This window comes from Streptomyces halobius (assembly GCF_023277745.1).
Lineage (GTDB): Bacteria > Actinomycetota > Actinomycetes > Streptomycetales > Streptomycetaceae > Streptomyces > Streptomyces halobius.
This window is the reverse complement of sequence record NZ_CP086322.1, coordinates 1,370,035-1,384,573: the sequence shown is the minus strand read 5'-3', so window position 1 is coordinate 1,384,573 and position 14,539 is coordinate 1,370,035. Positions and strand designations below refer to the sequence as shown.

Here is a 14,539-nt window from a genome sequence, read left to right as displayed (position 1 = left end):
CAATGGGTCCGGACCGAATAACGGGAGCCCGGGGCAGTCGGGGCAGTAGGGGCGACACCACCGCCCCTGGGTGAGTTCCCGTGGGGCATGTACGACTCCGGGCCGGTTCCCGCTCGTGTCACGGCGCGTGGTCGTGCCGGGGAACGGGAGCGGGCTCTTCGGGACGAGGTGCCGACGATCGAGGTCGGGGGTGAACCTCGTCCGGCCTTCCACGGTGGAGGTGTCGATCCCCCGCTGGACGACGTGCGGGCCGACGCCACGGGTCGGCGCAGAGAACCATCAGGTGTCCGTCGCCCCCGAGCCGGTCGGCGCCTGCCGGAACGGCAGGGCGCCGACGATGCCCTGGAGCCCATCGGTCCGCACACCACGGAACGCGGGCCGGCCCCGCCCCGGACGCCGCCACGCCGAATTTCATGCGTACCCCTACCTACCGATTCCCGGATTGTTCTCCGCCCGTACTTCTGCGAACTCTGGGACCGGACAGCGTCGTTGGCCCATACCAAGCGACGCGGTCGTCGGCGAACTTTCGTTGGCGCAACCCCCCACAACAGGAGAAGAAGCATGCGAAGAAAGCAGCTCCTGAGATCCGTTCTCGTAGCAGTGGTAACTGTGGCCGCCGGGCTGCTGGGACCTGGCGCCCAAGCCGCCCCCTCCCCCCAACCTCAGCCTGTCGCGGCCGTCGATGTCGCGGCGGAGGGGCACGGTATAACGGCGGCCGAACTCGCGGCAGCGAAGCCGCAGACCAAAGAACCCCCTCAGGGCGGCTGGGATGTCCCCACCGACCGCAGCTACTACCTCACGGCTTCCTGCCGGCCGTACGCCGCGGCCATCGCTCGGGGCGCGTCCGCCTGGGCCAACCTGGAGGAAACCTCGAACAACGACACCCCGGTGGAATGCCGGGACACCTATATCACCGACTGCGGCGGGGGCGGCAGGATCGTCGGCTGCAACTGGGGACAGGGCCGGCGCATCGCGCTGTACATGGGCGGCGTCAACGACCAAGCACTGCTCGCCGCACACGAGTTCGGCCACGACTGGTACGGCCACTCCAGCTACCGGTGCGCCGGCTGGAGCAGCCCAGCACACGTCATGGCGCCAACAATGTGTGGCTACGGCCCCACAGGCACCAACCCGATCCGCATCGACTGAGCGCCCCCTGTCTCTCCGCGGGAACGCCTGATCACAGGCGCCCTCACTGGAGGCCTCCCGTTCCCTGATGGCTCCGGTGGCAGCCGCAAACCCACCTGCAAAAATCCCGGCGTTCCCGGGAAGGCACTGGCGGAAGTGACCGCCGGTCGAGCTCCTTCTCCTCGACCGGCGGTCACGGCATGTCCACATTTCGCTGGAGGCGCGGATTCCACGGCCCAGAACGGCCAACTACCCCTGACCAAGGTGGGACCAAGGTGGCCAGGTGCGGTTGAGTACCGGCCCTCGGCCGTGGTTCCGTGGCTTGGACCGGCCAACTACCGTTGGACGTCACAGCCAGGCTCGGCGGACTCGGTCGGGTTGGTCATCGGTGCTACGAGCGCTGGATGCCTGGCTCCGTGGCCCTACGATGTGTAGCTCCTCGCTGCGCGGTTCCGTGCTCCCTGCTGCTTCGTGCGATGCCCCCTCGGCGAGCAGTTGACGGATCTCGCGGACCGCGGCCCGTCCCGCCCGGCTGGCGCCGATGGTGCTCGCCGACGGCCCGTAGCCGACGAGGTGCACCCGCGCGTCGCGCAGTGCTCGGGTACCCGCCATACGGATGCCGCCGCCCGGCTCGCGCAGCTTCAGCGGGGCGAGATGGTCGATGGCGGCGCGGAAACCGGTCCCGTAGAGGATCGTGTCGGCGTCGACGGCGCGCCCGTCCGCCCACACCACGCCGGTGGGCGTGACCCGGTCGAAGAGCGGCAGCCGTGTCAGGACGCCGGTCTCGCGGGCCTGCCGGATCGCCTCGGTCATCGGTAGCCCGGTCACACTCACCACGCTCCGCGGCGGCAGCCCCTCCCGGACCCGCTGCTCGACGAGGGCGACCGCGGCCCGGCCCTGCTCCGCACCGAACGGGCCCTCCCGGAAGTCGGGCGGCCGGCGTGACCGGCCGGTGCACCCGGAGCCCGAAGGTACGCTCGTAGGTCGCGAAGTACTCGCCGATCACCTCGGACGACGGGCGCCGCGGATCGGCGTCGGTCAGCTGCATGCCCGGCAGCGCATGCATGCCGTGCACCTTGTCGTACGTCAGCGTGGGCCATCGGAACTGCCAGGCACCGCCGGGCCGCGGTGAGTGATCGAGGACGACGAAATCCCGGTCCGGCGTGTAACCGAGCCGCCGCAGATGAAAGGCCGCGGCCAGGCCCGCCTGCCCCGCACCGATCACCACGACCTCGACCTCGCCCACCCCGCCGATATGGTTCATGTTTCTACTAACTCGGGGAGGGGGCGATGTCTTCCCGGCCCTTGCCCTCATGTCCCCTTGTCCTCATGTCCCCTTGTCCTCATGTCCGGGGGCATCTCCTTCGCTCGAGGGTCACCCGTGGTCACTCCGGGGTTACGTCCGTCGCTCCGGGCGGGCCACTCGGTGGTCCGCGCCGCCGACGCGTACCACCAATCCGGCCGGGACGGGCCGACGGCCTTCGAGGCGGGCTGGTCGGCGTGGAGTCCGAGGGGGCGGAGCGCCTCCGCGCGGATGCGCACCGTGAGTCGATGTCGAGGACCGGGCATGACCGGCGTCGGGAAGCAGGGAACCCGCTTGCGGAGGTGGTTGGGTCTTGCGGAGGCGGCGGCGGGCGTTGTCGGCGAGGACTGCCGCGCCCCGGGCTGCGGTCTTGACCTTGACGAAGCGCTCGTCGCATAGGAGCCCGACCTGTGCGCTCGTACGATGTGCCCCCGGGTCAGGTCTTCGGCTCGCCGGGCCAAGGCGCGACAGCGTGTCGGCCAGCTGCATCACGAGGTCGCGGTACGCCGGGATACAGCGCTGCACGTGGTGACCAAGCAGCTCGCCACGCGGTTCGCACTGGTCGCGATCGAGGACCTCAACGTCTCGGGGATGACGCGTTCAGTGCGCGGCACGTCAGCCGCACCTGGGAGACGGGTGAGGCAGAAGGCCGGCCTCAACCGCTCCTGGACGCCGCCCCCGGCGAACTGCGCCGCCAACTCACCCAGGAACACCAGGCAGGAACTACCCCCGCGGGTGCGGGAACGACCCTCCGGAGAGGATCCGGGTACTGGACGGACAGGGCGCCCCCCGAGACCTGATCGCCGAGCACGCCGTACTCACCCTCTTCGGGCGCCACCAGCAGGGCCGCAAACGGACGATGCATGTCGCCGGCCATACCCCCGGCACCGCCGCGCGCCTGCTGCTGGCGAAGACCGGCAGCGGAGAGGAAGCACTGGAACGCCGGTTCGGCGCACTCCTCACCTCGATCGACAGCGGCGAGCTCGCGATGCACTTGCGGGGCTTGGTCACCTTGCTCTCCCGCGCCGAAATCGGACTCGACTACGACCTTCTGCGCGCCGCTCTTCGGACCTGGGACGCCCCCAAGCGGCCGAACGCCCAGGGCCGTTTCCGTGACCGCTGGGACCGCGACTTCCGCATCGAGCCCACATTCAAGAACTCCTGACATCGGCGCCGGACAGCCGTTTCCTCGTCCGGCGCTGCATCACCCTGCCTTATCCAGCTACGTGTGTCGCCGCTGGGCGACGCCTCATGTCACCGAGGAGCCCGTTCGTGACTCAGCCCACCCTGTTCGTCGAGGTCCACATCCTGCAGAGTCTGCCCCCGGTCCAACGCCAACCGGGACGACTCCGGCACTCCGAAGCAGGCGCTCTACGGCGGCGCCCGCCGTGCCCGGGTCTCCTCCCAGGCGTGGAAGCGGGCCACCCGCACCGAGTTCGCCAAGGCCGTCGAGCCGGCCGACCGCGCGACGCGGACCAAGCGGATCGCCGCGCTGCTCTCCGAGCGGCTCACCCTGCCGGTCACCGAGGGCGGTGCGGGACTTGAAGCCGCCCAGGCCGACCGTCTGACCGCTACCCTGCTGGAACCCCTCGGGATCACCAAGTCGTCCAAGAAGGAGGAGCAGTCCGCCTACCTCCTCTTCTTCGGCAAGCGCCAGCTCGACGAGATCGTCAAGCTGCTGAACGGCCGTGCCGCGGAACTGGCCGCCTTGCCCGACGCGGACCTCAAAGCAGAGGTCGGCAAGCTCCCGGTGGTCGCCACCCTCTCGACCGGCCACCCGGCGGAGGTCGCGCTCTTCGGCCGCATGGTCGCCGACCTGCCCGCCCTCAACGTGGACGCCGCTGTCCAAGTCGCACATGCCCTCTCCACCCATGCCGTGCGCACGGAGTTCGACTACTGCACCGCGGTGGACGACGAGAACACCGAGGACCACGGCGCGGGCATGATCGGCACCGTCGAGTTCAACTCCTCCACCCTCTACCGCTACGCCGTCCTCGGCGTACACCAGCTGCGTGACAACCTCGGTTCCACCGAGGACACGTGCGACACGGTCATCCGGTTCGTCGATGCCTTCACCCGCTCCATGCCCACCGGTCACCAGAACTCCTTCGCCCACCGCACTCTGCCGCACCTGGTGCTCCTCACCCTCCGCACGGACCAGCCGGTGAATCTGGTCTCCGCGAGCGGCGGCCGCGCACGTGGGCGAGGTCGAGGAGTGGCTGCGGGGCCCAGCTGGTCGGCTGAGCCGCCGTCAGCTCCGGCTCGCCCCCAGCCTTTCTCGCACCGCACGTTTACAACTGCGGTCGTTGCATGATCGAGATCTCCGGCGGTACAACCGTGCGTCACCCCACAACAGTCATGCCTCATATGTCCATTTAATGCTGTTTGTCATCTAGATATCCTCATGATCTCCTCATAGGTTTCTTAGGCAGTTCATATTTTTTGAGGGATTTTCCGAGTTGCCAGTTCTTGGGGTGGGGCATGTGGAAGGCGTCTCCGTACGCAGACGTAACCGTTCTGCTGCCGACGGCGCGGTTGCCGTCAGATACTCACCCGCCCGCAGAAGCAACCTAGTTGATGCCCGTGAGCGGGCTCAGAAGTACGGCCGGAACCGGGCGCTCCCCTTTTCGCAGGCGCCCGGCCCTATCTGTCACGAGGCCCTTCGGGGCGTGACGTTCTATCAGTGGTTCTAGATATTCGGGAGTTCATGTATGAGATGGCACGGCACGCTCGGGCGGCCAGTGGCCATGACGCTGACGGCCGCGTTCGGTGTCTCCCTCTGGTGCACCGGCCCGCTGGCCGGTGCGGCGCACGCGTCCGGCGCGTCCGGTGACGGACTGGATTCGGTGGTCGAGGACTTCTCGTATCCGGACCGGGACAAGGTGCTGGCTGAGAAGGGACTGAAGCTCCTCTCGGGGGACGGCCACATCACCGTGGCGGACTGCAAGTCCGGCGGTGATCTGATCCGGATCAACAGCCGCGTTACCAAGGACGTGAACACGTGCTTCGCCGTCTCCGGGCCGGTGGGCTATCTGTCCATGGAGGTTGAGCAGACCTACCTGGCCAAGTCCGAAGCCCGCGATGACGTCACGGCGACGGTGCGCAGCGCGGGCCCCAAGACCAAGGGCGAGAAGGTCGAGAAGGTCGACCTCGAACCGGGCAAGTGGCAGGAGCTGGGCGAGGGCTCCGACCCGAAGAACTCCTCCACGCTGCTCGAACTGAGCGTCGGTCAGGGCAAGGCGGTCAAGGCACCGTCCGGAGATCCCGACCGTCCGTGGCTCGCCCGTGTCACCGTGAACCAGCCGGGGCTCAAGGGCGGGCGGGGCTGCAGTGCCTCCCTCGTCGACAAGAGCTGGGTGCTCACCGCCGCCAGCTGCTTCACCGACGAGCCGGCCACGTCCGCACCGGCCGAGGGTGCGCCGAAGGGCAACGCCACGGTCACCTTCGCCGGACAGGCCCCGACGAAGATCGACTACATCGCGCCGCGCCCGGACCGGGACGTGGTGCTGGCCCGGCTTGCCATTCCGGTCACCAAGATCACACCGGCCACGCTCGCGGGTGGCGCGTCCGCCGACGGGGCCTCGCTGGTTGCCGCCGGATACGGCCGTACGGACACCGCGTGGGTGCCCAACAGCCCGCATCACAGCAAGACGACGCAGGCCAAGTCCACCGACACTACGGTGGGCCTGACAGGCGGTCAGGTCTGCAAGGGTGACGCCGGTGGTCCGGTGCTCGACGGCGACGGGAGCATCACGGCGGTGCAGAGCCGCTCCGATCACGGCACCTGCCTGGGGAAGCCCGGGAAGGGCAAGAGCGCGAGCGCGGCCCGTGTCGACAACATCACGAACTGGCTCGACGGCGCCTCCTCCACCAGCAAGGAACGCTTCACCCTGGATGAGGCCGCTGGTGCACGGCAGGTGTCAGGGCATGCGGCCGAGGAGGCTTCTGCGGGGCTGGGCGGCGGCGCCGAGTTGGGTGCTGTCGGTAAGTCCGGCGGCGCGCTGCACCTGAACGGGTCCACGGCGTATGCGGCGACGGCCGGACCGGTGGTGGACACGACGAAGTCGTTCACGGTGTCGGCTTGGGTGAAGCTGGACAACAAGGAGCGCAACTACACGTTCCTGTCCCAGGCGGGTGACCACGCCAGCGGTTTCCAGCTCTACTACTCGAAGTACTTCGACAAGTGGGTCTTCAACCGCCATGCCACCGACACGGATGACACGAAGATTGTCCGCGCGATGAGCAAGGAGACTGCTGAGGCGGGTGTCTGGGCCCACTTGGCCGGTGTCTACAACGGCGAGACCAGGAAGGTCGAGCTGTTCGTCAACGGCAAGTCCCAGGCCGCGGCCGCCTTCACTACCCCGTGGCGGGCTCAGGGTGGATTCCAGATCGGCCGCCTCTTCTATAAGGGCGCCTGGCAGGAGAACGCCGCTGCGACCATCGACGACGTCCGCGTCGTCCAGTCCGCGGCCACGTCCACCGACACCACCGCTCTGCACAAGGGGCACCTGCCCGCGCACCTGCAGGAGTTGGCTTCCTTCCCGCTGGATGAGGCAGCCGGTGCACAGCGCGTGTCGGGGGGCGTTCCCGGGGAGCTCGCCGCGAAGCTGGGCGGCGGCGCCGAGTTGGGCGTCGCCGGTAAGTCCGGCGGCGCGCTGCGTCTGAACGGGGCGACGGCGTACGGGGCGACGGCCGGACCGGTGGTGGACACGACGAAGTCGTTCACGGTGTCGGCTTGGGTGAAGCTGGACAACAAGGAGCGCAACTACACGTTCCTGTCCCAGGCGGGTGACCACGCCAGCGGTTTCCAGCTCTACTACTCGAAGTACTTCGACAAGTGGGTCTTCAACCGCCATGCCACCGACACGGATGACACGAAGATTGTCCGCGCGATGAGCAAGGAGACTGCTGAGGCGGGTGTCTGGACCCACTTGGCCGGTGTCTACAACGGCGAGACCAAGAAGGTCGAGCTGTTCGTCAACGGCAAGTCCCAGGCCACGGCCGCCTTCACTACCCCGTGGCGGGCTCAGGGTGGATTCCAGATCGGCCGCCTCTTCTATAAGGGCGCCTGGCAGGAGAACGCCGCTGCGACCATCGACGACGTCCGCGTCGTCCAGTCCGCGGCCACGTCCACCGACACCACCGCCCTCCAGAACGGTGACATCCCGTCCCACCTGCAGGAGTTGGGCACCTTCTCCCTGGACGAGAAGACGGGCAGCGCACGCGTCAGCGGCGGTAACGCCGCAGGCTCGGTCGCGACCATGGCCGGTTCAGGCGCCAAGTTGGGCGTCTCCGGAAAGCTCGGCAGCGCGCTGCACCTCGACGGATCGACGGCGTATGCGGCGACGGCCGGACCGGTGGTGGACACGACGAAGTCGTTCACGGTGTCGGCTTGGGTGAAGCTGGACAACAAGGAGCGCAACTACACGTTCCTGTCCCAGGCGGGTGACCACGCCAGCGGTTTCCAGCTCTACTACTCGAAGTACTTCGACAAGTGGGTCTTCAACCGCCATGCCACCGACACCGACGGCACGAAGATTGTCCGCGCGATGAGCAAGGAGACTGCTGAGGCGGGTGTCTGGACCCACTTGGCCGGTGTCTACAACGGCGAGACCAAGAAGGTCGAGCTGTTCGTCAACGGCAAGTCCCAGGCCACGGCCGCCTTCACCACCCCCTGGCGGGCTCAGGGCGGATTCCAGATCGGCCGCCTCTTCTACAAGAGCGCCTGGCAGGAGAACGCCGCCGCAGCCATCGACAACGTCCGCGTCTGGGACCGGGCCGTCGGTGCGAACGACATCGTCAATGACGGCATCCGCGTCAAGAACTAGCAAGCACTGAGTCGCCTCTTCACCGGGTCCGGCCCGGCGGACACGCCGGGCCGGGCCTTGATTCGTGCTGCGCACATGTCCCTTCTTCGTGCGTTTGATTGTTTTGCAAGTGAGGACCAAGAATGCATCCGCGTGGCAGATTGACGCTGCCCTTGATAGCGACGCTGGCGGCGACAACCCTGTGGGCATCGGCTCCACAGGCTGTGACGGCAACCGATCCGCGACCCGCTGTCGGCGAGGGAACCGCACTTGCCGAAAAGGCGAGTTTCTCCCTGGACGAGGCCGCTGGTTCGCGGCATCTGTCGGGAGGCGCTCCCAGGGAGTTCGCCGCTGAGCTGGGCGGTGGCGCCGAGTTGGGTGCTGCCGGTAAGTCCGGCAGTGCGCTGCGGCTGAACGGGGCGACGGCGTACGGGGCGACGGCCGGACCGGTGGTGGACACGACGAAGTCGTTCACGGTGTCGGCTTGGGTGAAGCTGGACAACAAGGAGCGCAACTACACGTTCCTGTCCCAGGCGGGTGACCACGCCAGCGGTTTCCAGCTCTACTACTCGAAGTACTTCGACAAGTGGGTCTTCAACCGCCACGCCACCGACACCGACGGCACGAAGATCGTCCGCGCGATGAGCAAGGACACCGCTAAGGCGGGCACGTGGACCCACCTCACGGGTTCGTACGATGCGGCCAAGCAGTCCCTGTCGCTGTCCGTCGGCGGCAAGCTGCAGCAGTCGACGAAGTTCACGACCCCGTGGCGGGCTCAGGGCGGGCTCCAGATCGGCCGCCTCTTCTACAAGGGCGCCTGGCAGGAGAACGCCGCCGCGGCCGTCGACGACATCCAGGTCGCGCAGTCGGCTGCGACAGCGGCCGATGTCACCGCCCTCCACAAGGGCGAAATGCCTGCATATATGCAGGGGTTGGCCACCTTTCGTCTCGATGAGAAGGCGGGCAGCGCACACGTCAGCGGCGGTAACGCCGCGGGCCCGGTCGCGACCTTGGCCGGTTCAGGCGCCAAGTTGGGCGTCGCCGGTAAGTCCGGCGGCGCGCTGCACCTGAACGGGTCCACGGCGTATGCGGCGACGGCCGGACCGGTGGTGGACACGACGAAGTCGTTCACGGTGTCGGCTTGGGTGAAGCTGGACAACAAGGAGCGCAACTACACGTTCCTGTCCCAGGCGGGTGACCACGCCAGCGGTTTCCAGCTCTACTACTCGAAGTACTTCGACAAGTGGGTCTTCAACCGCCACGCCACCGACACCGACGGCACGAAGATCGTCCGCGCGATGAGCAAGGACACCGCTAAGGCGGGCACGTGGACCCACCTCACGGGTTCGTACGATGCGGCCAAGCAGTCCCTGTCGCTGTCCGTCGGCGGCAAGCTGCAGCAGTCGACGAAGTTCACGACCCCGTGGCGGGCTCAGGGCGGGCTCCAGATCGGCCGCCTCTTCTACAAGGGCGCCTGGCAGGAGAACGCCGCCGCGACCATCGACGACATCCGCATCTCGACGGAAGGCACTCCCGCCTTCTGCTCCCGGACGGTCACCGTCGGGCACCGTGGAGCGCCCACAATCGCCCCGGAGAACACGGTCGCCTCGCTGGAGACGGCGATTGACCGCGGTGCGGAGTGGGTGGAAACCGATGTGCAGATCACCAAGGACGGCCAGCCGGTCATCATGCACGACGCGACCGTGGACAGGATGACCGACGGCACGGGACGCATCGATCAGCTCACCGCGGCGGAGATCGCGAAGCTGACGGTGAAGGGCGGCGGGCACGTTCCCACCCTGGAGCAGGTGCTGGCCTCGCCCAAGGTCCGTTCCGCCCGGATGCTGCTTGAGATCAAGGGGTCGCAGACACCCGAGAGCGTCGCCCACGCTCTCAGGCTCGTCGCCGAGGCCGGGATGACCGAACGCACGATGGTGCAGTCCTTCGACGAGGACGTGGTGCGGTACGCGGCCGCCTCGCCGTACAAGTTCAAGGTCGCGCTGCTCCGTTCCAAGCTCGACGCGGACCCCGTGGCGACGGCCCGCGCGTTCTCCCTCAGCGCCTACGCGGTGAACTTCAAGGGGCTCGCGGCCCAGCCCGACACGGTGAACCGGCTCAGGGCGGCCGGTGTCGAGACCTTCGCCTGGACGGTCGACCGTGAAAGCGAATGGCAGGCCGCGACGTCGTGGGGCATCGACGGCATGATCACCAACCGCCCGGACGAGTTCCTTCGGTGGAAGGAATCCCGGTGTGCGGAGTAAGCGCGCCGTAGCCCTGGCACAAGCCACAGCTCTCTAACTCGCTTGGCTTTTTCGGCTTCCTCGGTTTCCTCGGCTGGACGAGACGGAAGTCCAGCCCATCAATGTGGTAAAGGAGAAAGTAGTTGGCCATCAGGTCAAGATTCTCGCCGGTCTGGCGTGGCACCGTGACCACGCTCGTGGGCCTGGCACTGGTCGCGGGCATGGACATAAGTCCTGCCGCGGCCGTCGACGAATCACTGGTGAAGTACGACAGATCCGACGTCTTGGCGGCATGGGCGGAGGGAGGACCAGGAGTCAGGCGGGCCGCGGAGGCCGCCCTGGTGGGCTCGGACGACGACATCGAATCCTTCATGGCCGAGGACCTGCCGAGGGCGCATGAACAGGACCTGCGCGTGCAGGTCGCACAGGTCATGGCCATCGGCGGGCCGGGGGTCCGTGAGGCGGCCAACAGTGCCCTGGACGGCGGGGTCTCTGAACTGCAGGCGTTCTTGGACGGAGGGTTCGTCAACTCCTACGACAAGGACCTGCGCGTCGAGGTCGCGCAGATCATGGCCGCGGGCGGTCCTGGCGTCAAGGACGCAGCCAACAAGGTGCTGGACGGAACGCCTGACGACTGGGTTAAGTTCATCAACCAGGGTCAGTTCAAACCGCAAGAGGACGACAATCGGGTCCAGGTCTCGCAGTTGATGACCGCGGGCGGCCCGAATGTGAAGAAGGCGGCCCAGCAGGCACTGGACGGCACCGCCGAGGACATCCAGGACTTCCTCGACGACGGCTGGCAGGTCGCGTCGGCACGCGACCAGGAGACCCTCAGCGTCTCCCAGTTGGCCGACCTCGCCGACCACGCCCAGAAGCGGGCCAAGAAGCTGACCCGGGAGGCCAAGGAGGAGTCCGCCAGGGCGGAGAAGGCCACGGGCCGGGCCAAGAAGGCCGCGCAGACCGCGGCCGCCGAGGCCAAGAAGACCGCACACTCGGCCAACAAGGCATCAGCAGCGGCACGCGACGCCGCGGGCGCGGCCAACAGGGCGGCATGGTCGGCACGTACCGCGGTCTCGGCTGCCGCAGGCGCCAACAAGGCGGCCCGGATGGCGGCCGGTGCCGCGGCACAGGCGGCCTACGCGGCCAGCCGGGCCGGAGGCGCGGCGTCATCGGCCCACTCCGCTGCCGCGGCCGCGGCGACCGACGCTTCCCGGGCCAAGGCGGCACGCGCGGCCGCGGAGAAGGCACGGGACGTCGCGAAGGGCGCTGAGAAGGCGGCGGACGCGGCCGATCAGGCCAGCATCGCCTCCGACCAGGCCGCCGCGGCGGCCGGTGCGGCGGCCCGCTCCGGTGCCAACGCGGCCGCCGCAGCGGCTTCGGCCGCCGAGGCCAGCCAATGGGCGGGCCAGGCAGGCGGCAAGGCCAACGAGGCGAAGGCGGCGGCGGCCCAGGCGAAGAGGCTCGCCGGCCAGGCCACGCGGGCGGCCAACGCCGCCCAGGCCAATGCCAACCAGGCCGCGGCGGCCGCACGCCGCTCGCGGGACGCCGCCAGGGACGCCGCGAAGCACGCCAGGGCAGCGGCCAAGGCGGCGGACAAGGCCGCCGCCGAAGCAGGCAAGGCCGTGGATGCCGCCAAGGCATCCAGCGATGCGGCCAACGCCGCCACCAAGGCCGCCGACGACACACAGAAGGCCGTCAACAGCGCCAAGTCCGTCGTGACGCTGGCCCGCAAGGTCGACGCCGAGCGTCTGGCCGAGCAGGAAGAGGAGAACATCCTCGCGGCCGAGGAGGCCAAGAAGGCTGAGGATTCCCGGGTCGCCGTCGCCGAATGGGAAGCGGGCCGGATTCAGCAGCTCAATACTGAGGCACGGACGCTCTGGAAGGACGCCACCGCGGCGACGGACCCCAAGGTGAAGGTGGCCAAGGGCAAGCAGCTTGCGGTCAGCCTCCTCGCCACCGGTGGGACCTGGGTTCGCACTGCGGCCGAGGCCACGCTGGCGGGAACCGACGAAGGTGTGTCCGAGTTCGTAGACACCCGGCTGGGTCTCGCCCTGGAGCAGGACGACCGCGCCAGCGTGGCCCACATCGCCGCCACCGCCGACAAGCCGGCCCAGCAGCAGGCTGCCGTGGACGCGCTCGGCCAGCCGATCGACAAGGTCCGGGAGTTCCTGCGGACCCGTGCCTACCCGGGCAAGGAATCCGACGACCGTGTCGCGGTCGCGCAGATCATGGCCAAGGGCGGACCGGGTGTAAAGGCGGCGGCCAACAAGGCGCTTGACGGGAACTCGGCCGACCTCCAGGAGTTTCTGGAGACGGGACAGCACAAGGCCCAGGAAGCCGACGACCGGGTCACGGCCGCCCAGGTCATGGCCAAGGGCGGTCCCGAGGTCAAGGCGGCAGCGCAGGCGGCTCTGTCCGGCCCGGCGTCCGGGCTGCGGTCCTTCCTCGCATACGGGCAGTACAAGGCACAGCAGCGCGATGCCAACGCCGCCGCCCACATCGCCGAGATCGACGCACTCCTGGCAGGAGCGGACAAGTCGGCGGCCCTCGCGCACAAGGACGCCGCCGAGGCCCAGAAGGCCGCCGCGCACGCCCGCGACAAGGCGAAGGAAGCCATCAAGTGGGCCAACGCGGCAAAGGCATCCGCAGAGCAGGCCGCCAAGGACGCCCAGCGCGCCGACAAGGCCGCCGACCGGGCGGCAAAGTCCGCCGATCAGGCCGCCAAGTCCGCCAAGACGGCTCGTGCCGCCGCCGCATCTGCCCAGAAGGACGCTCGGGCGGCGGACGTCTCCGCACAGCAGGCCGAACGCTCCGCAGCGCGCGCCTACGGCTACTCCGCTCAAGCCAATATGTCCGCGTACCAGGCGGGTCTCTCCGCCGAAGCCGCCGACAAGGACGCTGTCGCGGCGGCCAAGGCAGAGACTGAGGCGCTGGTCACCGCGGCGGACAAGCTGGTCGCCGAACTGCAGGACCAGATGAAGAAGGAAATCCGCGAAGCCAGCAAGCCGATCTCGGACGACGAACTTCGTGCAGCCGTGGAGAAGCGGTTCACCGAGTACCGGCGCGGGCTATTCAAAAGCGGAGACATCAAGGACCTCAAGCCCGGCGAAATGATCCTCGTGTGCGGTGGCGACGGCGCCGGCGGAATGGGCTGCACCACAAGCACCACCCTCGACCGGATGATCGCCTGGTACATCGGCTTGGACGAGATCGAGGCATGCGCCCGCACGAAGTCCCCGAAATGCCTCAAGGACCTCGCGCTCAACGCCCTCAAGGTGAAGTGGCTGAAGAAGGCCAAGCCGTGCAAGAAGAACAGCTTTGCACCGGGCACCCGGGTGCTGACCGCAGACCACCGGACCAAACCTATCGAGAAAATTCGAGCCGGTGACCAGGTAATCGCCACCGACCCGTTGTCCGGCCAGACCGAGGCCAAGCCTGTCCAAGCGGCCATCGTCGGCGACGGCAAGAAGGATCTCGTAGACATCACGGTTGGCAGCTCGGGCGGCAGGGTGGTCGCTACCGATAAACATCCCTTCTGGACCACGGACGGCAACGGTGCTTGGACCGGAGCCGCGCAGCTCAGGCATGGCATGCATCTGCGGAGCAGCGACGGGACCACACCGCAGATCACTGCCACCAAGACATGGACCGCCCCCAACCAGCGCGTCTATAACCTGACGGTCGCCGATCTGCACACGTACTATGTGCTGGCCGGGTCCACTCCGGTCCTGGTTCACAATTCCGGTGGATGCCCCGATTTGGATGCTCTTTCGAAGAGCGGGATGCGTCCGGCCAAGGGGAAGACGACTCATGCGGCACGTGAATACCAGAAGCATATGAACCGAGGGGATCTTCCCGTGGTTCCAGGGAAGCAGCTGAAATCTGCTGGCCAGAAACTGTTGGACGAAATTCTGACCAACCCGAAGACGACTACGTCGCCTGTGACCTCTGGCAACTTCCCTGGCGGGACGCGGTACATCATGCCGGACCCGGCTGGGGGACGCGGGATCGGGGCGACCTTCGATGCCAATGGCCAGTTCCAGTACTTTGGGCGGTATTAG

The 14,539-nt window shown here is 67.9% G+C and carries 5 protein-coding genes and 3 pseudogenes; 7 read left to right on the top strand and 1 reads right to left on the bottom strand.

The window, feature by feature from the left end; genetic code table 11:
- Positions 1-561: 561 nt before the first annotated feature.
- A complete protein-coding gene (locus K9S39_RS06645) occupies positions 562-1,149 on the top strand; it encodes a hypothetical protein (RefSeq protein WP_248862392.1) in 588 nt (195 codons plus the stop codon).
- A gap of 327 nt (positions 1,150-1,476) precedes the next feature.
- On the opposite strand, the pseudogene K9S39_RS06640 reads toward K9S39_RS06645, so the two are convergent.
- Positions 1,477-2,392 (bottom strand): annotated as a pseudogene (locus tag K9S39_RS06640) (NAD(P)-binding protein).
- Between the two features lie 462 nt (positions 2,393-2,854).
- On the opposite strand from K9S39_RS06640, the pseudogene K9S39_RS42320 reads away from it, so the two are divergent.
- From K9S39_RS42320 to K9S39_RS06615, 6 genes and pseudogenes are all read left to right on the top strand, one after another.
- Positions 2,855-2,974, top strand: a pseudogene (locus K9S39_RS42320) (hypothetical protein); the annotation flags it as partial.
- Between the two features lie 217 nt (positions 2,975-3,191).
- On the top strand, positions 3,192-3,596 hold the full coding sequence (casB, locus tag K9S39_RS06635; protein ID WP_319949631.1) for a type I-E CRISPR-associated protein Cse2/CasB: 405 nt from the start codon (positions 3,192-3,194) through the stop codon (positions 3,594-3,596).
- Between the two features lie 107 nt (positions 3,597-3,703).
- Positions 3,704-4,613, top strand: a pseudogene (cas7e, locus tag K9S39_RS06630) (type I-E CRISPR-associated protein Cas7/Cse4/CasC); the annotation flags it as partial.
- Between the two features lie 529 nt (positions 4,614-5,142).
- Positions 5,143-8,259: a LamG-like jellyroll fold domain-containing protein gene (locus tag K9S39_RS06625; RefSeq protein ID WP_248862391.1), complete on the top strand. Its 3,117-nt coding sequence runs from the start codon at positions 5,143-5,145 to the stop codon at positions 8,257-8,259.
- A gap of 203 nt (positions 8,260-8,462) precedes the next feature.
- Complete coding sequence (locus tag K9S39_RS06620; protein ID WP_248862390.1) at positions 8,463-10,499, top strand: glycerophosphodiester phosphodiesterase family protein; 2,037 nt, start codon at positions 8,463-8,465, stop codon at positions 10,497-10,499.
- Positions 10,500-10,663: 164 nt separating this feature from the next.
- Positions 10,664-14,539 carry a polymorphic toxin-type HINT domain-containing protein gene (locus tag K9S39_RS06615; RefSeq protein ID WP_248862389.1) on the top strand — a complete coding sequence of 1,292 codons (3,876 nt, stop codon included), beginning with the start codon at positions 10,664-10,666 and terminating at the stop codon, positions 14,537-14,539.